Here is a 19,894-nt window from a genome sequence, read left to right as displayed (position 1 = left end):
GTATCGCTCGACGGACTGCCTCAGTCGTGCGGGCGCTCCCGTGTAGAACCTGACCCATAGCTCCTCCCACCATGCGTGATGGTCAAACGTACCACCACACTGCGGGATCAAACACCTAGTCGCCCGAAACCCCGGTGCGGTCAGCGCCCGGCTGCGCACTGCGGCACCGCCGTGGGAAGGACAGGCGCGGTGCTGCCCGAGCGCCAGGTCCACGACTGCGTCCCGCTCGCCCGGCGCCGGCACATCGCTTCCTCGTGGAGCGCGTACATGCCGGGCATGAAGTGCCGCGCCAGCTCCGGGGCGTCGGCGAAGCGCATCGCCGTCTCGTTCGGCGCAAAGGCTTCCCAATCGGGCCCGCCGGCGCTCTTCGGCGAGCCGGTGCGCGCGAAGCTGGTCCAATAGTCGAGCATCGCGCCGGAAAGCCCGCGCTGCTCGGGCGTGCGGGGGATCGCCGGCCAGTAAGCGGGCGTGCCGTCGAGCGTCCCGAAGACGAAGGGCACTTCGCTGGCGTGGAAGCCGGTGAGGTTCGCCGCATCGGCGCTCGGATAGCTGTGGTCGAAATAATAAAGGTAGGACCGCTGGCCGATCGCCGCCTGCTTGCGCACGAGCCGCTCCGAGGCCCAGCCGAACACCACGTCGCGCGTGGTGGCGAGCAGGGTCCGCTCGAAGTCCTGTGCAGGGTAGAGGCGGAGATACGCGTCGGCCAGGTCGCCGTAGCGCGCGCGGACCTCGCGAGTGTAGGCGTCAGCGTCGGCCGGCATCGGCGGCAGCAGGAAGCGCAGGCTGCGGATCTCGCCGCTGTTGAACCCCGCGACCAAGGGAACAGGCGCCTGTTCGCCGCGATCGAAGGTGTCGACCAGCTGGCGCTTCAGGATCTTGCCGTCGATCGTGCCATAGGGCGCGTAGCCGGCCGCCGCGACGGCATCGACCAGCTTGCCCGCGTCCATCGCCCGCAGCGCCGCGATGTCCGGCGCCCCCAGCTTGGTCGCCAGTGCCGCCCCGATGCCTTCGGCGGACTGTTCCTCATAATGCGCGGTCCGCAGCTCGGGCATGGTGAAGGCGTAGCCGCTTTGGATGATCGCCTTGTCGAAGGTCCCGCGCGCGACCGGCGAAGCGAGCAGATATTCGACGCTGAGCGCACCAGCCGATTCGCCGAAGATCGTGACGTTGCGGGCGTTGCCGCCGAACGACGCGATGTTCCGCCGCACCCAGCGCAGCGCCGCGATCTGGTCGAGCAGGCCGTAGTTGCCCGAGACGCCGTCCTTCGATTCGCGGCTGAGCTCGGGATGCGCGAGATAGCCGAGCACGCCCAGCCGGTAGTTGATCGAGACGAGGATGATGCCGCGCTTCGCGAATTCGCGCCCGTCGTACATCTTGGAATGGCCGGTGCCCCAGATCAGCGTGCCGCCGTGAATCCACACCATCACCGGCGCGTTGCGGGCATGCGCGGGCATGGTAACGTCGAGCGTGAGGCAATCCTCGCTCATCGCCTGCTTGCCGCGGTCATAGGGTCCCGCGGCCATCACGGGCTGCATGCAGGCGACACCCGGCGCCTGCGCCGCGCGCACGCCGGTCCAGCGCGGCATCGGCTGCGGCGGCTGCCAGCGGTGCGGGCCGATCGGCGGCGCGGCATAGGGGATGTTGCGGAACACTTCGGCGGCGTCCTCGCGCACGCCCCTCACGGCGCCCGCCGGCGCGCGCACGACGGGGCCAGCGTCCTGTGCCGCCGCGGCACCGGCCGAAGCGAGGAGCAGCGCCAGGGCGCCGGCGAGGCTGATCGGGAATTTCATCGCGGGGTTCCTTGTTCGTGGCGTCGGATCATGCGGGCGAGTGCGAAGAAGAGCAGGGCGGCAATGAGGTACATCGGCGCGAGCGCATACAGCGCGGTCTGGAGCGCATGGGCGCCGTGCGCAGGCCGGAAGAAGTCGCTCGCCATGCCGACATAGGTCGGCCCCAGCCCTAGCCCGATGAGGTTCATCACCAGAAGGAGCAGTGCGCCCGAGATCACGCGCTGGTCGGGCCGGACCTCGTTCTGGACGAAGGCGACCGTGGCGGGCAGGAAGAAGGAGTTGAGGAAGGTGGGGCCGATCAGGAAGAGGATCGCCAGTTTCCAGCCCGGCGCCCAGACAAAGGCGACGAAGAAGGGCAGCGCGAGCAGCAGCGACAGCGCCGGGATGCTGGCATGCGCGGCCTTGCTGCGCGCGGCGAACCGATCGATCAGCCGGCCCGATGCGTAGATGCCCGCGCTCATCCCGATGCCGACGACAAGGGCGTACCAGATCGCGACTTCGCCAAGCGCCATGCCCTTTTCGCGCATCAGGAACAGCGTCGCGAAGTTGCTCAGGCCATAAGTGATGAAGTTCGCGGCCCCGCTCGCCAGCGCGGCGAGGCTCAGGATCGGATTGGCGAAGAAGCGGGCGATCACCGCGAAGAAGCCAACCCTCGGCGCCTCTGCGGCCGGCTCCTGATCGCGCCCGCCGCGCTCGGGCTCGTCGACCAGCAGGTAGACGATCAGCGCGGTCGCCACGCCGACGCCGCCGATGACGTAGAAGGGGACGCGCCAGTTGAACGCCGCCGCGAGCGACGCGCCCATCGCTACGCCCAGCGCCGAGCCGAGCGGCGGACCCAGGTTGAAGATCGCCAGCGCGGTGCCGCGCCGCTCGCGCGGGAAATAGTCCGAGATGATCGCATAGGAGGGCGGCACCCCGCCCGCCTCGCCTACGCCCACTGCCATGCGCGCGACGACGAGCTGCGCGTAATTGTTCGCCAGCCCGCACGCCGCGGTCGCGCCGCTCCAAAGCGCGCAGGCGACCGAAAGCACCGTCACGCGGTTGGTGCGGTCGGCCAGCCAACCGACGGGGATCGCGATGAAGCAATAGAAGAGCGCGAAATAGAGGCCGGTGATCCGCCCGAGCTGGCTGTCCGAGATGTGCAGCGTGTCCTGGATCGGCTTTGCGAGAATCGAGATCAGCTGGCGGTCGAGGAAGTTGAGCACATAGACGAAGCACAGCATGCCGAGCACGAGCCCGCCGCGCGCGGGGGAGGCGGAGTTGCGCACCATCTCAGCCCCGCGCCGTCACATGCGCGGCGAGCGCGCCGCTCTCATAGTCCGCGCGCAGGCGGACCTTGTCGATCTTGCCGGTCGCGGCGAGCGGCATGCGCGGGAGGGCGACGATCTCGTCGGGCAGCCACCAGTCGGCGATCCGCCCCTTCAGCGCCTTGATCAACGCCCGTCCGTCGGCATCTTCGTCGCGGCGCAGCTCGACGACGAGCACCGGCCGCTCGCCCCATTTGGGATGCGGCTTACCGATCACCGCGACCTGCGCCACGCGCGGATCGCGGCCGACGATTTCCTCGATCTCCGCGGGGTTGATCCATTCGCCGCCCGATTTGATCAGGTCCTTCGAGCGGCCGCAGATCGTGAGCGAGCCGCTTTCGTCGATCGTGGCGAGGTCGCCGGTGTCGAAATAGCCTTCGCCGTCAAGCGCGCTCGCCTCGGCGTTGTAATAGCGGTCGATCACCGAGGCGCCCTTGACCTTGAGATGGCCGACGGTGCCGCGCTGCTCGGGGAGCCTCGTGCCCTCGGCATCGGTGAGCTTGAGGTCGACACCAATCGGCGGGCGGCCCGAGGCGCGCTCGGCGGCGGGCGGAAGCAGCGGCGATTCGACGGTCCCGATCGGCGACATCTCGGTCATCCCCCAGCTCGTCTGGACGCGGACGCCCAGGCGCGTCTCAAGGCGCTGGATCAGCGCGTCAGGGCATTTCGATCCGCCGATGATCACCCTCTCGAGGCTGGGCACTTCGCCGCCGGTAGCGTCGAGGTGGTCGAGCAGGCCCAGCCAGACGGTCTGGACGCCACAGGCCACGGTCACCTGCTCGTCGCGGATCAGCGCGGCGAGGCTGGCGCCGTCGAGGTCGCGGCCGGGAAGGATCAGGCTGGCACCGACCGCGGGCGCCGAAAAGGGCAACCCCCAGGCGTTGGCATGGAACATCGGGATCGCGACGAGGATCCGCTCACGCGCCGAGAGGCAATAGACGTCGGGCTGGATCGACATCAGCGTGTGGAGATAGTTCGAGCGGTGCGTGAAGGTCACGCCCTTGGGCCGCCCCGTCGTTCCCGAAGTGAAGCAGAGGCCTGCGGGCGCGTCCTCGGGGAAGCCACCCCATTCCACCGCCGCGCCGTGCTTCGCGACGAGCGCGTCCAGGCCATCGACCGGCACCGCCAGCGCGGCGGTATCGACGGCCTCGTCGAGCACGATCACGCGCTCGATTGTCGGGCAGAGCGGCAGCAGTTCGGCGAGCATCCCGGTGAGGCTTGCGGCAATCGCGAGCACACGGTCGGAGGCTTCGTTGACGATCGCGGCGAGGTGCGCGGGCGTCAGCCGCGGGTTGAGCGTGTGGCAGACCAGGCCCGCGTTCATCGTGGCGTAGTAGAGCTCGAGATGGTGCTGGGTGTTCCATGCCAGCGTGCCCACCCGGTCGCCCGTGCGCAGTCCGAGCGCGAGCAGGGCGCCCGACAAGCGGTTGCTGCGCGCGCGCACGTCGGCATAACCGATCCGCCCGGTGACCGTCCCGCGCGCGGCAGTGACGATCTCGGCGGCGCCATGCCACTTGGCGGCATGGTCGAGGAATTTGTCGAGTGTCAGCGGGTAAGCCTGCATCTGGGAAACACTAACCAGTCGTTGGAGGGGTGCTGCGGGAGAAGCGCCTCTCCCGCAGCGATTGCATTGGCGAGATCAGAAGTTGGTCCGCAGGCCGACTGCCACGTACCGGCCGAGATTGTAGCTTCCGCCGATGCCGTCCGTCGCCGGGAAGAACGGCGGCCTCTGATCGAACACGTCGTTCACCTGGAACGACAGCTCGGTTCCCTTGGCGGGGCCGGTATCCGGCAGCTTCACCGACAGGCGCAGGTCGACCGTCGTGTAGGAACCGGCGCTGTAGGTGGCGGTGCCGGTGGGCGTGGCGTAGAGGCCCGTGACGCCGTGACGGTAGTTGACGAAGCCGACGGCCGTCACCCGGCCGACCTGCGTGCCCAGCGTTCCGCGCATCGTCGCCTTCGGGACGCCGAGGTCGAGCTGGTTCGACACCGCGGAGGTCGACGAAAGCTGCGTATCGTATTTGAGGATGTAGTTGCCGGCCAGATCGGCGAAGACCCAGCCGAAGCTGGTCGGCTGGCGATAATTGATGTCGAAATCCAGGCCGTTGGTGTTGCGCACCCCGAAATTGCCCTGGCGGAAGTCGAGCAGGTTTCCGATCGGGGGAAGCGCGCCCGCGGCGAAATTCACCGGCACCGCGATCGACAGAAGGCCGTTGAGCTGGGCAGTGGTGGGATTGCGGAACACGACCGAGGCGAAGGTCGGGTCGGTGAACGCGACGCTGCCCCCCGGCGTGCCGATCACGTCGGTATAGTGGATGTCGTAGAAGGTCAGGCTCGCGCGCAGGTTCGGTGCGAAGACCGGGTGGAGATCGGCGCCGATCGACCAGGTCCGGGCCTTTTCGGGCTGCAGGCCGCGATTGCCGCCGTAGAGCACGACGGTGTCGACCTGCGCTGCGCCGCGCGTCGGATCGCGCAGGACGCTGCCGGCGATCGCGGCCGCGTTGAAATAATAGGCCCCGACCGTGGCCCCAACGTCGCGCAACCCCGGGGCGCGGAACGAAGTGCCGTAGGTGCCGCGGAGCGTGAACCCGCGCACCGGCTCCCAATTGACCCCGACCTTCGGATTGGTCGTCGAGCCGAAGTCGCTGTAATCGTCGTAGCGGGCCGAGAGCGACACGGCGAGGCTGCGCATCAGCGGCGCCGAATTGCCATCGCCGAAGATCGGCACGAACAGCTCGCCATAAGCCGACTTGATGCTGCGATCGAGGCTCTCGGGCACCTGGCTGCCGCCATAGATTCCGCGCTGCCGGAAGGCTTCGTGCCGATATTCGCCGCCCACTGCGATCTTGAGCTGCCCGCCGGGCAGATCGGCGAGCGGGCCGTCGATCTTGGCGGCGCCCAGATAGGTGCGCTGGTGGATGGTCAGGTCGCCGGCATAGTCGAGGATCTTGGCCACGACCGCGGGCGCAGTGCCGTTGCCGAACGGATCGAGCGCCGTCGCGGCGGTGCTGGCCGAGGCGGCCGCGTCGAGCGCGGCGGGGTTGATCGCGGGCAGATAGGCGTCGTTACGCGCCCAATCCATCGTGCCGTAGACGCTCAGCTTCAGGTCGCCGGTCAGCCTGGCGTCAACTCCGGCGGATGAATTGCCCGCCCTTACCCGGAACCGGTTGTCGATATGGTCGGCACCATAGAGATTGTCGGTGCGGAACTGGACGAACTCGATCGTGGCGCCGCTGCCCGGCGGCGTCTTGAAGAACGGGTTCGTCGAGTAGCCGGGGATATTGTAGAGGATCACGCCGCCGGAAGCGCCCGCGCCCGGTGGAGGCGGCGCCCGGTCGACTTCCTTGCGGTCCGAATAGAGCAGCTCGCCCCACAAGGTGACGCGGTCGCTCAGGTCCTGATGGGCCGTGAGATAGCCGCTGTGCAGCCGCGCTTTCGGAACGATGTCCGTCACCGCGCCATTGTCGCAAAGGTTGCGCGTGTTGGGCGCGAGCGTTGGCGCGGCGTAGTAGATGGCATAGGCGGTCGTGTTCACCGCCACGTTCGCCGCCGGGCAGACCGTGCTGCGCGAATCGACGCCGCCATAGGGCCGGAAATCCACGACGCGGAAGTCGCGATCGCCACCGGTGATGTTGCCGTTCTCGGCGTATTGATAGGCCGCGACGATCGATCCGCTGCCCCAGTCCTTGCCGAACAGGCCGCTCGCGCTGAAGGTGTGGTAATCGTCGGCGACGCCATAGCGTACCGAAGTCTCCAGCCCGGAGGCCCGCTGGCGGGTGATGAAGTTGATCACCCCCGCGACCGCGTCCGATCCATAGATCGCCGATGCGCCGTCCGCGACGATCTCGAGACGCTCGATCGCAAGGTCGGGAATCGCCGGATAATCGGGGTTGGTCTCCTTGGTGCTCGCCGCGACGAGCCGGTGTCCGTTCATCAGCGGCAAGGTCGCCGTCGCCGGCAGGCTGCGCAGGCCGGGCGCGAACGAACCTGCGCCGCCGCTGCTGGCCCGGGGCGTGGTGTTGAAGCTGTTGAGCTGGGGCACGGTGGCCAGCAGCCCGGCGGTGGTGTTCGCACCGATCGTCTTGGCGTCCTCGCGCGTGACGCTGATCAGGTTCGAGCCCGTTGGCGGCACGCCGCGGATGCTCGATCCGGTGACGACGATCTCGTTGCTGTCCGTCGTATCGGGACTGTCGGCTTGCGACTGGGACGGCGCCTCGCCCTGCCCGCTCGCGTCCTGCGCCCAGGCCGGTGCCGCCGCGCACAGCATCGCGGCCGCCAGCGACACGCCGGACAAAGCGAATTGCTTCCTGAGCTTCCAAGGCTCGATCATGACATCCTCCCACAACTGTTTTTCGTTGTTGGGAGCTGGATGATCCAGGCGGAGGCGCTTTGCCCATGGCGCGTCTGACGGCAAGATTTAACCCAAGTGACCAACCCTCACACCATTGCGGTCAGGAATTGGTCCGTTCGGTCAAAAGCATGGTGGCTGCGGTCACCCGCGCATTCTCGGACTTGTACCGTGCGCGATAGTCGGAGGGCGTCATGCCCGCCCATTCGACGAAGTTGCGCGTGAAGCTGCCGGGCTCGCTGAACCCCACGCGATAGCCGACCATGGTGATCGGCAGGTCGGTGACGAGCAGATAAGCTGCGGCAAGCTCGCCGCGCAGCCGCGTCCGGATCTGCTGGAAGCTCTCGCCTTCGCGCGCCAGGTCGCGCCGTAGCCGGCGGGGCTGGCTGCGGAGCCGCCCGGCAATGGTTTCGATCGAAGGCGACCAGGTTTCGGACCGCTGGAAATCGACGAGAGCATGCTCGGTCCGCGCGCGCCAGGTCAGCCCGCCGCTCGGCGTCGCGAACCAGTCGGGGTTGCTCGCCTCATGATCCCTGTATTCGGCGAGCGTGCCATGGACCAAGCGCGCACCCAGGTCCTTGCGGTCGTAGCACAGCGCGTCGATCGGCGCGTTATAGTGGATGGGGCAGCCGAACAGCGCGAACCGGTCGAACCCGTTGGCCTGCACCGGCCGCGGGCCGCGCACGTAGACGCCGCGCAGCCGTAGCGGTCGCCCGATCAGCCAGCTGAACAGATGGAAGATCCATACGAAGCGCAGCCAGACGAAGATGTCGCGATCCACGCCGTCGATCGTGTGGTAGACGCAGACGTGCTTCACGACCGCGCGATCCTCGACGAGCTGCGGTCCGATCTCCGCGGACAGCGCCTGGGTGAAGCGGATGCTGACGCGAAGCGATTCGCCGAAGGTCTCGCAGTGCAGATGGGCAAGCGTCCGCTCCATCTCGAGCGCCAGCCGGCATCGCTCGGCGAGGAAGCCGATATAGGCATCGTCGAGCGCGAGCTGGATCTGCTGGACCAGCCGGAAGAGCTCGCGGCCGTCGATGGATCGGTGCGGATCGCCATGGACCGAGGGATCGATCGCCGCCTTGCGAAGGAGATCGTGCGGATCCTGGCGCTTCAACGCTGCGCCGCGAAGCAACGCCGCGACCGCCACGCCGTCCAATCCCGCCGGCCGCTCGGGCTCAGCCGCAGCATTCGAAGCCGGATCCAGCGGGTCGGTACTATCAGCCATGGCCGGGTGGGACTTCGCACGATCGCCGGTACCGCGTCAAAGCCGGGACGCTTCGGAAATCGGCAGGGGTCCTGCTTCCCGGTTACGTCGCGCGCCCGCGAAGGCACGGCGTGCCCGTGCGGAAAGTCGGGAACTTCCTTGCACCGCCGGGCGTCGACGTCCGCCACTTCGACCTCGGGGGAACCATGTTCGATCCTTTCACCGCATGGGCAAGATTTTCGGCCATCGGCTTCTCGATGATCGACACGGCGTTTCGGACCGCGGAGACGCTCGGAGCCGCACCGGGCGTCATCCGGGCTCGCACCGGGATGATGCGCGCGGATGCGAGCCGCGCCGAACGCGCCGAGCTGGCGCGGATGGCCCCGGAGAAGCTCGACGCCTTCTCCCGGTCCGCGGTGGCGGCGGCGAGCGAATGGGTGAAGATGCAATCGGCGTTCCTTGCCGAGGCGCAGCAGCTGTACGCGCAATCGCTTCGCGGCCGTCCGCCCACCCCGGCCGAGCTGGCGGCCTTGTCGGCGCGACAGGGGGCCTATCTGCTCGGCGTGATGGAAGCGTCGGCCCGTCTCGGGAGCGCGGCACTGGCGCCGGTCCACCGTACCGCGACCAGGAACGCCCGGCGGCTCGCGCGCTGATCGCGAGCCGCGTTCGACGGCGACGGGTGACCCGGGGCCGGCCCCCGGGCTCCCGTGCCGGTATCCGGCTACATCCCCCAGTGAAGCGAAATCCCGTAGGTGGCGGGATCGCCGGGAACGGCCAGGCCGGTCGTCCCGGAGACCGTGATGTTGCGGAAATAATGTTCGCCGGTGATGTTCTTCGCCCAGAGCGAGACGTCCCAGCCCTGCCGTTCCGAGCCGAACGAGATCCGGCCGTTCAGCAAGCCGTAGCCGGGCTGGTACAGCCCCGCGGTCTCGGTGTTGGCCGCATCGAAGAAGCTCTTCGACTGATAGGTATATTCGGCACGGAGCGTCAGCGCATGATCGTCGTCGACCGCGATCGGATATTCGGCGCTGTACGACCCGGCGAAGTCCGGCGAGCGCAGCTGGGCCTTGCCCGCATAGCTGGTGACGCCGGTGATGTACTGGCGGAACCGGGCATGCTGGTAGGTGGTCGCCGCATCGATCCTGAGCTTGCCCAGCGCGACGTTGAAGATCGTGTCGAGGCCGGTGGTGCGGGTCTGGCCGGCATTGTCGATCACGTTGGTCGAATTGCCGAGCACGCGCAGGATCTGCTGGTCGGTCACGTCGGAGCGGAACAGCGCGAAATTGGCACGCAGGTGGCGATCGAACCATTCGCTCTTCAGGCCGAGCTCGTAGGAGCGCACCGTTTCCGGCGCGAACGGTGTCGCCGCGAGCGTCGCCGAGGCGGGGAGCAGCGTCTGGAAGCCGCCGCTCTTGAACCCCTGGCGATAGGAGGCATAGGCCATCACGCGCGTGCTCGGCTGCCAAGAGAGCGTTGCGGCGGGATCGAACGAGCGCCACGTCGCCTCGGGGCTCACGCTATAGGCCGGGGTGGTGAAGCGCTGGACGAAGCGGTCGTCGCTCTTCTTGTCCTGCGTCCAGCGCCCGCCGGCGGTGAGGCTGAGCTGCGGCGTGAAGAAATAGCTGGCCTGGCCGAAGAAGGCGATGCTCTCCACGGTCAGGTGGCTGCGATCGATGCTGGTCAGGTTGCGCGAGGCGACCGGCGCATAGTCGGGACCGGTGATGACCGTGTCCTGCCGATCGGTCTTGTCGTGATAATAATAGGCGCCGGCCACCCAGTTGAAGGACGCGCTCTGGTCGGACAGGCGAAGCTCCTGGCTGATCGAGCGATCGCGCTCGAACGAGTCGAGCTCATAGGCCTGGGCGATCGTGCCGTCCTGGTCCTGCGCGCGGTTGAACTTGTTGAAGCGATAGGCGCTCACCGAAGTCAGCGTGCCGATCGGGGTCTTCAGCTCGATCCGGCTCGTGAGCCCGGCCGCGTCCTGGTCCTCGAAACCGTCGACATTGTAGTAATGCGTGTAGAAATCCTCGCCCGCTGGAAGCGCCGCGATCGCGGCGGGGCTGAGGAACGCCGCCTTCACCGTGGTGGCGAGGAACTGGTTGGTCATGCCGTTGCGCGCGCGATAGTAATTGCCGGTGAGCAGCCAGCTCAGGTCGCCCTTCACATATTCGAGCTGCGCTCGGCCGCCAGCGCTCTTCACCGTGCCCGGATCGTCGCCCGCGAGGTTCTCGGTGAAGGCGCTGCGATCCTGGATCACCCCCGAAACGCGGAAGCGCAGCGCGTCGTCCGCGGTCAGCGGGCCCGAGATCGCGCCGCGCGCCACGCGCAGGTCGTAGTTGCCGACGTCCACCGAGGCGTCGGCGCTGAACGTCGCGGTCGGCCGCCGCGTGGTGATGCTGATCGCGCCCGCGGCGGCGTTGCGGCCGAACAGCGTGCCCTGCGGGCCCTTCAGCACTTCGACCCGGTCGACGTCGAACAGGTTGAACTGCGCGCCCGCGGTGCCGGTCACATAGACTTCGTCGACGAAGAAGGCGACGCTGGGATCGGAGCCCGAATCGATCTGGTTGGTGCCGCTGCCGCGCAGATAGGTGTAGCTGACGAAGCCGCTGCCCACCGTCGCCATCTGCAGGCCGGGCGCGTATTTCTGCACCGCGTCCAGGCTCGCCACGCCGGACTTTTCGAGCGTGTCCGAATCGAGCGCGCTGATCGAGATCGGCACGTCCTGGGCGTCCTGCTTGTACTTCTGCGCGGTGACGACGATCTCGCCGATCGGCGAATCCTGGTCCGCCGCGGCGTCCTGCGCAAAGGCGGGGGTGGCGATGGCAAGCGCGGCGATACTGGCCGCTGAGAGCAGATAACGGGCAGTCATGCGGTTTTCCTCTCCTGAGGCGCGGCGTCTCTGTGGACGGCTCGGGCCGGTGCGACAACCGCCGGTTGTTCCGGCTTCATCGTGGATTTGATGGGGCCGGGCGGCCCCGCCCGGGAAGGGCTCCTCCATGGACGCCCGTCCACGGAGGCGTGCGCCTGACGGCTCAGGCCTCCGCCGCGATGACGACGCGGTTCACGAGCCGCCCCAGCCCCGAGACCTCGAGATCGACCAGGTCGCCGTGGCGCAGCCGTTCGCCATGTTCCAGCCCGCAGCCGCCGCCCACGGTGCCCGAGGCGAAGAACTCGCCCGCGTGCAGCGTCTCGTCGACCGAGGCATAGGCGATGATCTCGGCGAAGCTGTGCAGCATGTCCGCGCTCGTCCCCACCGATCGGACCTCGCCGTTGATCCGCGTGGTCATGGTCAGCGTCTGGTCGTCGGGGATCTCGTCCTTGGTCACCAGCCAGGGGCCCATCGCGTTGCCGGTGTCGAAGTCCTTGCCCTTGCTCGGCCCGAGCATCGCCGGCATTTCGCGATATTGCTGATCTCGCGCGCTGAAGTCGTTGAAGATGCAATAGCCGAAGATGCGGTCGGCGGCTTCGTCGACGCTCAGGTCCTTGCCCGAGCGCGACAGGAACACGCCGAACTCGAGCTCATAGTCGAACCATTCGGAGTAGCGCGGGCAGATCACCTCGGTGCCGGTGCCGACCACCGAGAAGCGGTTCGGCTTGTAGTAGACCGGCCGCTCCTTGAACACCGGCGAAAGCGGCGAGAGCGGCGCGGCGCCGACTTCGCCGACCACCAGATGGCGGTTGGCGCGGGCCTGCATCAGATGCTTCTCGAACGTCAGGCAATCGTACATCTGGCGCGGCACGGGCACCGGGGCGAGCAGCCGGACGCCGTCCAGCGATCGCTCGACGGCGGGCCTCGCCACGAGCGCGCGGGCTGCGTCGAGCGCGGGTTCGCCGCCGTCGATCAGCGCGAGCATATCGGCGAAGTGGGCCGCGCCGCTCGCCGCGGTGAAGTCGGAGAGGCTGGTCTCGCCCGGCAGCAGCGCGCCGACGTGAGCCGTGCCGTCGACGGCGAAGGTGATGAGCTTCATGGGTGGATATCCCTTGTCGGATCAGTGGATGTGGCTCGGATCGGTGCAGCCGGGGCAGCCCTGCGCGTCGGCCCGGCGCGCGCGGCGGCGCTTGTAGTAGCGGCCCATCTGCGCCCAGAGCTGCTCGCGCGGCAGCACCGGGCGCGTGCCGCTCAGCTCGCCGTAGATCGTCATGACGTTGGGGACCATGCGCTCGGCGTCGCCCCAGTCGTCGAACTCGCCCAAGGCGATGTCGAAGGCGCAGTCGAGGAAGTCCATGCCCGCCTCGTAGCGCTTGCGCGTCTCGTCCCAGACATAGTTGAGATAGGCCTTGAACGCGCGGACCTCGTCCTTGCCGACGATCGGGCCATGGCCCGGCACGATCACGTCGACGTCCCAGCCGAGCATCAGGTCGCACGCCTTGATCCAGTTGGCGACGGGGCCGGACCAGATCGCGGGATGCGCGCCGGCGAACAGGATGTCGCCGGTGTAGACGACCCTGTCCTCGGGCACATGGACCAGGATGTCGCTCCGCGTGTGCGCGGGCCCCACGTCGACCAGCCGGACGTGCTTGTTGCCGACCTGCAGGCCCATCGACCCCTCGAAGGTCTCGGTGGCGTGGGTGATGGTGATGCCGCGGAAATCGAACGCGCCGAACACCTGGTGCATGAAGTCGCCGCCTTCCCACTCGCGCCAGCGGCCGAGCATGTCGACCAGCGTGTCGGGCATGACATGCTCCATGTCGGCATCGACCGAACTGGTGGTGAGGATACGCGCGCCGGTCACCAGCTCGTTGCCGAAGGTGTGGTCGCCGTTCGAATGGGTGTTGATCAGCGTGCCGATCTGCGCGGCGGCGGGCACGGCGTCCTTCATGATCGCCAGCATCTCGGCGGTGATCTTCAGATCGAACAGCGTGTCGACGAGCAGCGTCTCGCCGCTGTCCTCGATCAGCCCGGCATTGCTCCAGCCCCAGCTGCCGTCGGGCAGGATATAGCCCCAGCAGCCGTTGCCGATATCATGCAAACCCTTGGTGAATTGCCATGCGGCCATCGCCGAACCCTCTCCATCTTGCCCCGTTTTCGGGGGAGGGCTGCAATGGATAGGTGGGCCGGACCGCGCGACAACAAGCGGCTATGGACGCTTGTCCAAGCCGGGCGCGCCGCCGATGCCCTGCATCCCGGCGACCGCGAAGTTGACCAGATATTCGGCCACCGTGTCCGGGTCGTCGGTGCCGGGATCGAGGATCTCGTCGTAGCGATTGTCCATCATCTCATAGGAATAGAGCGCGCCGACGATGAACGAGAAGCCCCAGACCGCCTGGGCGGTGGAAAGGCCGGGACTGGCCGCGCGCACCGACTCGATCCAGGTGCGCAGCGAGGCGTTGCTGAAGTTCTGCCGCCGCATTGCCTCGCGCACTTCGAACGGCGCGGTGAACCATTGGCGCATCAGCCGCGGCGCGCGGCGAGTCGCCGGATCGCTGCTCCGCGCGCGCGCCACCAGGGGCTTGGTCAGCGCGGTGACGAGATCGCGCAGGTCGGGCACCAGCACGCCGCGCATCGCCAGCCGCTCGGCGAGCATCGCGCGGCGCTCGGCCTCGATCTCGCGCCAGATGCCCTGCATCACCGCCACGAACAGATCGGCCTTGGTGCCGAAATAGGCGTTGATCGTGCTGAGCGGCAGGCCGGCGCCCGCCGCGATGTCCCGCAGCGAGGCGCCTTCGTAGCCGTGATGCGAGAACACCGTCGTCGCGCTGTCCATCAGCGCCGTGATCGCATCCGCCTTCGCCATCGAGCCCGACCATAGGCCGCGGCTGTCGCGCGGCCAAGCGGCATGGTGCGCTTTCGGCCCGGTGCTCAAGCCGCGACCGGCGTCTCGAACTCGATCCCCAGCCCCACCAGCACGCGCGAGACCATGTTGTACGAGGCGACCACCATCATCAGCTCGAAATAGGCGGCGGGATCGGGGAAATGCGCCTGCATCGCCGCCACGGTCGCGGGGCTGACCCGCACGTCGCGCGTGCTCTCCAGCGTGAAGGCGAGGACAGTGCGCTCGGCCTCGTCGAACAGCGCTTCGTTCCGCGCCGCCGCCTCGACGTCGTCCAGCGCGTCGAGCTGTTCCTGCGTCCCGCCGTCGCGCAGCCAGGGGCCGGTGTGGTGGCGGAACTCGTAATCGGCGCCGTTGAGCTTCGCGACGGCGCAGATCGCCAGCTCGCGGTGGCGCGGCGAGACGTGCGGGCTGGCGCGGACCGGCGCCATCAGCGCGCTCCAGCCGGCGGCGATGCGGGGGCTGTGGAGCAGCATGCGATCGAGGTTCAGCAGCCGGCCGCCGCGGCGCTCGCGCAGCGCCGCGACCACGTCGAGCGCATCCTCGGCATAATCGTCCTTGTAGGGAATGGGGGGCATCGCCTTCTCTCCTTCAGCCGACCGCGCGCTCGCGGCCGTTCCAATATCGATCGCGGATCTCGCGCTTGAGCACCTTGCCGACCGGACTGCGCGGCAGCTCGGCCCAGAAGGTCACGGTCTTGGGCGCATGGACGCTGCCGAGACGGGCCTTGACCAGCGCGATGATCTCCTCGGGCTCGGCGCGAGCATCCTCCTTGAGCTCGACGGCGGCATTCACCGCCTCGCCCCACTTCGGATCGGGCACGCCGAACACCGCGCAGTCGCGGACCGCCGGGTGCGACAGGATCACTTGCTCGACCTCGACCGAATAGACGTTGAAGCCGCCTGTGATGATCATGTCGCGCGCGCGGTCGACGATGTGGAGGAAGCCCATCTCGTCGCGCACGCCGATGTCGCCGGTGCGGTGCCAGCCCTCGTGGCGCGCCGCAGCGGTCGCTTCCGGATCGCGGTAATAGCCGCGCGTGACAAGGTTGCCGCGCGCGACGATCTCGCCGCGCTCGCCGTCGGGCAGCATCGCGCCGGCGGCGTCCATGATCTCCAGCCGCGTCGCCAGCGTGCTGCGCCCGCAGCTCGACCAGCGCGACTCCGGCCCGGCGACGAGATCGCGGCTGGGCAGGAAGGTCATGAACATCGGCGCCTCGGCCTGGCCATAGGACTGGCAGACCACGGGCCCGAACACCTCCACGGCCTCCTTGAGCCTGGCCGGAGAGATCGGCGCCGCGGCGATCACCAGATAGTGCAGCGAGCCATAGTCGCGCTCCCGCACGCCCGGCTGGTCGAGCAGGCTGTAGACCAGCGTGGGCGGCAGGTAGAGGTGGGTGACGCGGTAGCGCTCGATCGCGTCGAGGATCGCCGCCGGATCGGCCTTGGGCAGGATCACGTTGGTGGCGCCCCCCGGCAGGCAGCAGAAGGCGAGCACCCCGGCGGCGTGAGTCATCGGTCCGGCGACGAGATGCACCGGTGTCGTCTCGCACGGCATGCACTGCCAGAAAGTGGCGAGCATCGTCTCCCAGGTCTGCAGCGTCCATTCGGCGGCCTTGGACAGGCCGGTGGTGCCACCGGTGGGGAAGACGCTGGCGAGCGTGTCGGGCGCGTGCGGGGGCAGCGGCGCGGGCCCCTGCGCCTCGGCCTCGAACGCCTCGAGCCGGTCGAGCCGGACCAGCAGCGCGTCCTCGGGGAGCGCCGGGCGCAGCCGCTCGGTCTCCGCTTCCAGCGCGGGGTGGAAGAACAGGCAGCGGCATTCCATCAGCGCGAGCCAGTGGCGGTTCGCCTTCTCGCTGTTGCGCGCGTTGATCGGCACCCATACCGCGCCCAGCCGGAAGGCGGCGAGGATGGCGAAGAAGGCGTCGATGTCGTTGGGGCTGTACACGCCGACCCGCATGCCCGCCGCGATCCCGCGTGCCGCCATCGCCGCCGCGACGCGCTCGACCCGGGCCTGGGCGGCTTCCCAGGACACGCGCTGCTCCCCGGCGATGAAGGCCGGCGCGCCGACCCGGCGGCGAAAGCCTTGGTCGAAATAGTCCATCATCCGCATCGCGCGCAGCCCCTCCCCCGCCATGGTTTCCGCGTGGCTGGCGCACCGCCGCCGCCCCAGGCAACCGCAAAGGCTGGACAACTGTCCGAACGCGCATTCGGACGAGCGTCCAAATCGAGTGCTGGACCGGAACCCACGGTGCCCGGATAGGCAGTCGCAAGTCGCAAGAAGGCAGAGGCGCGATCCCGCGCGGGACGACAGGGAGAGAAGATGCGAATCGAGGCCGCGGCGAGCCCGCCCTATCCCTCGCGCCGGTCGGCCTGGTACGTCTGCGGGCTGGTGTTCCTGGCGACGATGTTCGGCTTCCTCGACCGCCAGATCCTCGCGATCCTGGTCGGGCCGATCAAGCACGACCTGGGCGTCAGCGATTCGGGGATGAGCCTGCTCTACGGCTTCGCCTTCGTCTTCCTCTACAGCACGCTGGGGCTACCGATCGGGCGCTGGGTCGATCGCGGGCGGCGCAAATATGTCCTCGCCGCGGGCGTCGGCACATGGAGCGTGATGACGATGCTCTGCGGCACGGCGCCCGACTATTGGTGGCTGTTCGTTGCGCGGATGGGCGTTGGCGTGAGCGAGGCGTGCCTGACGCCGGCCGCTTGCTCGCTGATCGCCGATTGCTTCCGCCCGCGCGAACGCGGCCGGGCGATGAGCTTCTACCTGCTCGGCGTCTACGTCGGCATCGGCCTGTCGCTGGTCGCGGGCGGGCTGCTGCCCGGCTGGCTGGCCGCTGGCCCAGCGCTTCCGCTGATCGGCGGGCTGGCGCCCTGGCGCACGGTGTTCGTGGTGGTCGGAGCCCCCGGGCTGGCGATCGCGGCGCTGGTGCTGACGATGCGCGAGCCCGCGCGGCAGGATATGCCGATGCCGGCAGTCGAGACGGAGGCATCGGCGCTGGTCGAGCCCGGCTTCCTCGCCTATGTCCGCGCGCATGCCCGGGTGATGGCCGGGGTGTTCCTCGCGCACGGGCTCCTCGCCTTCACCTCCTATTCGGTGATGGCCTGGGCGCCGAGCATGCTCATCCGCCAGTTCGCCCAGCCCGCTGCGAGCGTGGGCGTGATGCTGGGAACGATCTCGGCGCTGGGCGGCATCGCCGGTGCGCTGCTCGGCGCCTTCGCAGCCGATCACTGGACCCTGCGCGGGGTGACCGCTGCCAAGTTCCGGATCTGCGCGGCAGGCGCGGCGGGCGCGGCGCTCGGGCTGGCGCTGCTGCCCTTTGCCGGCAGCGCGGTCCTTGCGATCGCCTGCGTCGCGCTATGCCTGACCGCGCTGCCCTTCGCCTCGGCGAGCGGACAGGTGATGGTGCAGGAGATGTTTCCCAACCGGCTGCGCGGCCAGGGGTCGGCGCTGATGGTGCTGCTCCTCGGCCTCGGCGGGGCGGGCTGCGGGCCGCTCGTCGTGGGGCTGGCCAGCGACCATCTGTTCGGCCCGAAGCAGCTCTCGTTCGCCGTGCCCTTCGCCGCGTTGCCCGCCGCGCTGGCGGTGATCCTGCTCTATTTCGCCAACCGCGACGGTTTCGAGGCGTTGCGTCGCAGCCGGCTCGCGCCTGGGGGCGCCGCATGAGCGAGGCCTGCATCGTCGGCTGGGCGCATAGCCCGTTCGGCAAGCTCGAGGACATCGACGTCGAGCAGCTCATCGCGCGTGTCGCCCGCCCGGCGATCGACGATGCCGGGATCGCCGCAGGCGAGGTCGACGGCGTTTTCGTGAGCAATTTCAACTCAGGCTTCAGCCGCCAGGGCTTCCCGAGCTCGCTGCCGATGCAGTCGGTGCCCGAGCTGCGGATGAAGCCGGCCGTGCATTGCGAGAATGCCTGCGCCTCGGGCTCGGCGGCGATCCATGCGGCGCGCGACTTCATCGCGGCGGGGCGCGGCCGGCTGGCGCTGGTGGTGGGGGCGGAGAAGATGACCTCGGCCTCCAGCGCGCAGGCCGGCGACCATCTGCTGAGCGCTTCCTACCGCGCCGAGGAAGGCGATACGCCCGCCGGGTTCGCCGGCCTGTTCGGCCGCGTCGCCGAGGCCTATTTCGAGCGCTATGGCGACCAGTCCGACGCGCTGGCGCGGATCGCCGCGAAGAACCACCGCAACGCGCTCGACAACCCCTATGCCCAGCTCCGCCGCGACCTGGGTTTCGACTTCTGCCGGACGCCCTCGGACGGGAATCCCTTTGTCGCGGGGCCGCTCAAGCGCACCGACTGCTCGCCGATCAGCGACGGCGCCGCGGCACTGGTGCTCGCCGACGTCGAGACCGCACGGACGCTGCGCCGCGCGATCCGCTTCCGCGCCGCAAGCCAGGCGAGCGACTTCCTGCCGATGTCGCGGCGCGATCCGACTTGGTTCGAGGCCGGCGCGCTCGCCTGGCGCCGCGCGCTCGACACGGCGGGCGCGGCGCTTTCCGACCTCTCCTTCGTCGAGACGCATGACTGTTTCACCATCGCCGAGCTCATCGAATATGAGGCGATGGGGCTCGCGCCCCGCGGCCAGGGCGCCCGTGCCGCGCTGGAAGGCTGGACCGAGGCCGGCGGCGCGCTTCCGGTGAACCGCTCGGGCGGCCTCAAGGCCAAGGGCCACCCGGTCGGCGCTACCGGCGTCTCGATGCATGTGGTCGCGGCGATGCAGCTCGCGGGGGAAGCGGACGCGATGCAGCTGCCCTCGCCGACGCTCGGCGCGGTGTTCAACATGGGCGGCGTGGCCGTCGCCAACTATTGCTCGATCCTCGAGCGGTATCGTTGAGCGCGGGCCTGCGACCCGATCTCGCGATTGCAAGCCGGGCCTGGAACAGCGGCGTATCGTGCTCCGCGCGCGCTTGAAGCCCCACGATCGCGGACCCATATTCCGTCGATCGTCAACAATCGAAAGGAGGTGGTCAGATGTCTCATTGTCCCATGCCGCTCGCGGCAGATCGTCTGAGCATGGCCTCCCCCGCGGAGGCCTGGCTCGGCTGAGCCCGCCGCTTCGGCGAAGACAATGGAAAGGCCGTCCCGCAAGGGGCGGCCTTTCGCGCAATGGCGCTCAGGCGTTCGGGAAGATCCGCTCCCGGCCGATGGTCGCCTCGAGCGGCATCCCCGACTTTCGGCAGCCCCATTCTAACCTGGGATAACCTATCCCACGCCAAAAGCGGCGAGGCTGCGTCGTACCACCATCAGCCACGCGAATAGTTTTGATTTTGCGGGCAAATCGCCGATATGCGCGCCCGGGAATATCCAAGAAACGGGATGGGATCGATGTCGCCTTCAGTCGCGCGCAGCGCTGCCGCGCCAAGCTCTGGCGTGAATCTTCGGGCGGGCCTCGGCTTGGCGGCCGTCATCCTGTTCTTCCTCGTGAGCGGCGTGGTCGCCTACCAGAACATCCAGACGCTTCGCGACG

The 19,894-nt window shown here is 68.6% G+C and carries 15 protein-coding genes; 3 read left to right on the top strand and 12 right to left on the bottom strand.

The genetic code is table 11. From position 1 onward, the window contains the following. Positions 1-140: 140 nt before the first annotated feature. The 5 genes from J7495_RS02560 to J7495_RS02540 all read right to left on the bottom strand — a co-directional run bounded on the left by J7495_RS02560 (position 141) and on the right by J7495_RS02540 (position 8,676). A complete protein-coding gene (locus J7495_RS02560; RefSeq protein WP_294054497.1) occupies positions 141-1,790 on the bottom strand; it encodes a carboxylesterase family protein in 1,650 nt (549 codons plus the stop codon). Beyond that, positions 1,787-3,061 carry an MFS transporter gene (locus tag J7495_RS02555; RefSeq protein ID WP_294054496.1) on the bottom strand — a complete coding sequence of 425 codons (1,275 nt, stop codon included), beginning with the start codon at positions 3,059-3,061 and terminating at the stop codon, positions 1,787-1,789. The genes J7495_RS02560 and J7495_RS02555 overlap by 4 nt, the downstream gene beginning before the upstream one ends. A gap of 1 nt (position 3,062) precedes the next feature. Next, on the bottom strand, positions 3,063-4,661 hold the full coding sequence (locus J7495_RS02550; protein WP_294054495.1) for an AMP-binding protein: 1,599 nt from the start codon (positions 4,659-4,661) through the stop codon (positions 3,063-3,065). Positions 4,662-4,736: 75 nt separating this feature from the next. Further along, positions 4,737-7,427 (bottom strand): TonB-dependent receptor, encoded by a 2,691-nt coding sequence (locus J7495_RS02545; RefSeq protein WP_294054494.1) that lies wholly within the window; start codon positions 7,425-7,427, stop codon positions 4,737-4,739. Positions 7,428-7,548: 121 nt separating this feature from the next. Then, entirely contained in the window at positions 7,549-8,676 is a 1,128-nt protein-coding gene (locus tag J7495_RS02540; protein WP_294054493.1) for an AraC family transcriptional regulator, read from the bottom strand. A 185-nt stretch (positions 8,677-8,861) separates the two neighbouring features. Here J7495_RS02540 and J7495_RS02535 point away from each other — a divergent pair, with 185 nt between their 5' ends. Further along, the gene (locus J7495_RS02535; RefSeq protein WP_294054492.1) at positions 8,862-9,308 is read left to right on the top strand and encodes a hypothetical protein; all 447 of its coding nucleotides are present in this window, start codon (positions 8,862-8,864) and stop codon (positions 9,306-9,308) included. Positions 9,309-9,376: 68 nt separating this feature from the next. Here J7495_RS02535 and J7495_RS02530 read toward each other — a convergent pair whose 3' ends face one another. From J7495_RS02530 to J7495_RS02505, 6 genes are all read right to left on the bottom strand, one after another. Further along, the gene (locus J7495_RS02530; RefSeq protein WP_294054491.1) at positions 9,377-11,524 is read right to left on the bottom strand and encodes a TonB-dependent receptor; all 2,148 of its coding nucleotides are present in this window, start codon (positions 11,522-11,524) and stop codon (positions 9,377-9,379) included. A 163-nt stretch (positions 11,525-11,687) separates the two neighbouring features. Next, positions 11,688-12,623, bottom strand: coding sequence for a fumarylacetoacetate hydrolase family protein (locus J7495_RS02525; RefSeq protein ID WP_294054490.1), 936 nt, complete (start codon positions 12,621-12,623; stop codon positions 11,688-11,690). A gap of 21 nt (positions 12,624-12,644) precedes the next feature. Further along, complete coding sequence (locus J7495_RS02520; RefSeq protein ID WP_294054489.1) at positions 12,645-13,652, bottom strand: MBL fold metallo-hydrolase; 1,008 nt, start codon at positions 13,650-13,652, stop codon at positions 12,645-12,647. A gap of 81 nt (positions 13,653-13,733) precedes the next feature. Then, positions 13,734-14,390 (bottom strand): TetR/AcrR family transcriptional regulator, encoded by a 657-nt coding sequence (locus J7495_RS02515; RefSeq protein ID WP_294054488.1) that lies wholly within the window; start codon positions 14,388-14,390, stop codon positions 13,734-13,736. A 65-nt stretch (positions 14,391-14,455) separates the two neighbouring features. Then, positions 14,456-15,004, bottom strand: coding sequence for a carboxymuconolactone decarboxylase family protein (locus J7495_RS02510; protein ID WP_294054487.1), 549 nt, complete (start codon positions 15,002-15,004; stop codon positions 14,456-14,458). Between the two features lie 13 nt (positions 15,005-15,017). Beyond that, complete coding sequence (locus tag J7495_RS02505; protein WP_294054486.1) at positions 15,018-16,562, bottom strand: AMP-binding protein; 1,545 nt, start codon at positions 16,560-16,562, stop codon at positions 15,018-15,020. Between the two features lie 186 nt (positions 16,563-16,748). On the opposite strand from J7495_RS02505, the gene J7495_RS02500 reads away from it, so the two are divergent. Together J7495_RS02500 and J7495_RS02495 are read left to right on the top strand one after the other, a co-directional pair. After that, the gene (locus J7495_RS02500) at positions 16,749-18,095 is read left to right on the top strand and encodes an MFS transporter (protein WP_294054485.1); all 1,347 of its coding nucleotides are present in this window, start codon (positions 16,749-16,751) and stop codon (positions 18,093-18,095) included. Further along, positions 18,092-19,261 carry an acetyl-CoA acetyltransferase gene (locus J7495_RS02495; protein WP_294054484.1) on the top strand — a complete coding sequence of 390 codons (1,170 nt, stop codon included), beginning with the start codon at positions 18,092-18,094 and terminating at the stop codon, positions 19,259-19,261. Before J7495_RS02500 ends, J7495_RS02495 begins: the two co-directional genes overlap by 4 nt. Before the next feature lie 409 nt (positions 19,262-19,670). On the opposite strand, the gene J7495_RS02490 is transcribed toward J7495_RS02495, so the two are convergent. Continuing rightward, positions 19,671-19,835, bottom strand: a complete 165-nt coding sequence (locus tag J7495_RS02490; protein ID WP_294054483.1) for a hypothetical protein — start codon at positions 19,833-19,835, stop codon at positions 19,671-19,673. Positions 19,836-19,894: the final 59 nt, after the last annotated feature.

This window comes from Sphingomonas sp. (assembly GCF_017745215.1).
Lineage (GTDB): Bacteria > Pseudomonadota > Alphaproteobacteria > Sphingomonadales > Sphingomonadaceae > Sphingomonas.
The sequence above is the reverse complement of the archived record's forward strand: the minus strand, read 5'-3'. Positions and strand labels throughout refer to the sequence as shown.

What these genes read in the sequence shown, in the direction of transcription:
- J7495_RS02560 (WP_294054497.1), bottom strand. Translation starts at nt 1,790, where the DNA reads ATGAAATTCCCGATCAGCCTCGCCGGCGCCCTGGCGCTGCTCCTCGCT.
- J7495_RS02555 (WP_294054496.1), bottom strand. Translation starts at nt 3,061, where the DNA reads ATGGTGCGCAACTCCGCCTCCCCCGCGCGCGGCGGGCTCGTGCTCGGC.
- J7495_RS02550 (WP_294054495.1), bottom strand. Translation starts at nt 4,661, where the DNA reads ATGCAGGCTTACCCGCTGACACTCGACAAATTCCTCGACCATGCCGCC.
- J7495_RS02545 (WP_294054494.1), bottom strand. Translation starts at nt 7,427, where the DNA reads ATGATCGAGCCTTGGAAGCTCAGGAAGCAATTCGCTTTGTCCGGCGTG.
- J7495_RS02540 (WP_294054493.1), bottom strand. Translation starts at nt 8,676, where the DNA reads ATGGCTGATAGTACCGACCCGCTGGATCCGGCTTCGAATGCTGCGGCT.
- J7495_RS02535 (WP_294054492.1), top strand. Translation starts at nt 8,862, where the DNA reads ATGTTCGATCCTTTCACCGCATGGGCAAGATTTTCGGCCATCGGCTTC.
- J7495_RS02530 (WP_294054491.1), bottom strand. Translation starts at nt 11,524, where the DNA reads ATGACTGCCCGTTATCTGCTCTCAGCGGCCAGTATCGCCGCGCTTGCC.
- J7495_RS02525 (WP_294054490.1), bottom strand. Translation starts at nt 12,623, where the DNA reads ATGAAGCTCATCACCTTCGCCGTCGACGGCACGGCTCACGTCGGCGCG.
- J7495_RS02520 (WP_294054489.1), bottom strand. Translation starts at nt 13,652, where the DNA reads ATGGCCGCATGGCAATTCACCAAGGGTTTGCATGATATCGGCAACGGC.
- J7495_RS02515 (WP_294054488.1), bottom strand. Translation starts at nt 14,390, where the DNA reads ATGGCGAAGGCGGATGCGATCACGGCGCTGATGGACAGCGCGACGACG.
- J7495_RS02510 (WP_294054487.1), bottom strand. Translation starts at nt 15,004, where the DNA reads ATGCCCCCCATTCCCTACAAGGACGATTATGCCGAGGATGCGCTCGAC.
- J7495_RS02505 (WP_294054486.1), bottom strand. Translation starts at nt 16,562, where the DNA reads ATGGCGGGGGAGGGGCTGCGCGCGATGCGGATGATGGACTATTTCGAC.
- J7495_RS02500 (WP_294054485.1), top strand. Translation starts at nt 16,749, where the DNA reads ATGCGAATCGAGGCCGCGGCGAGCCCGCCCTATCCCTCGCGCCGGTCG.
- J7495_RS02495 (WP_294054484.1), top strand. Translation starts at nt 18,092, where the DNA reads ATGAGCGAGGCCTGCATCGTCGGCTGGGCGCATAGCCCGTTCGGCAAG.
- J7495_RS02490 (WP_294054483.1), bottom strand. Translation starts at nt 19,835, where the DNA reads ATGACGGCCGCCAAGCCGAGGCCCGCCCGAAGATTCACGCCAGAGCTT.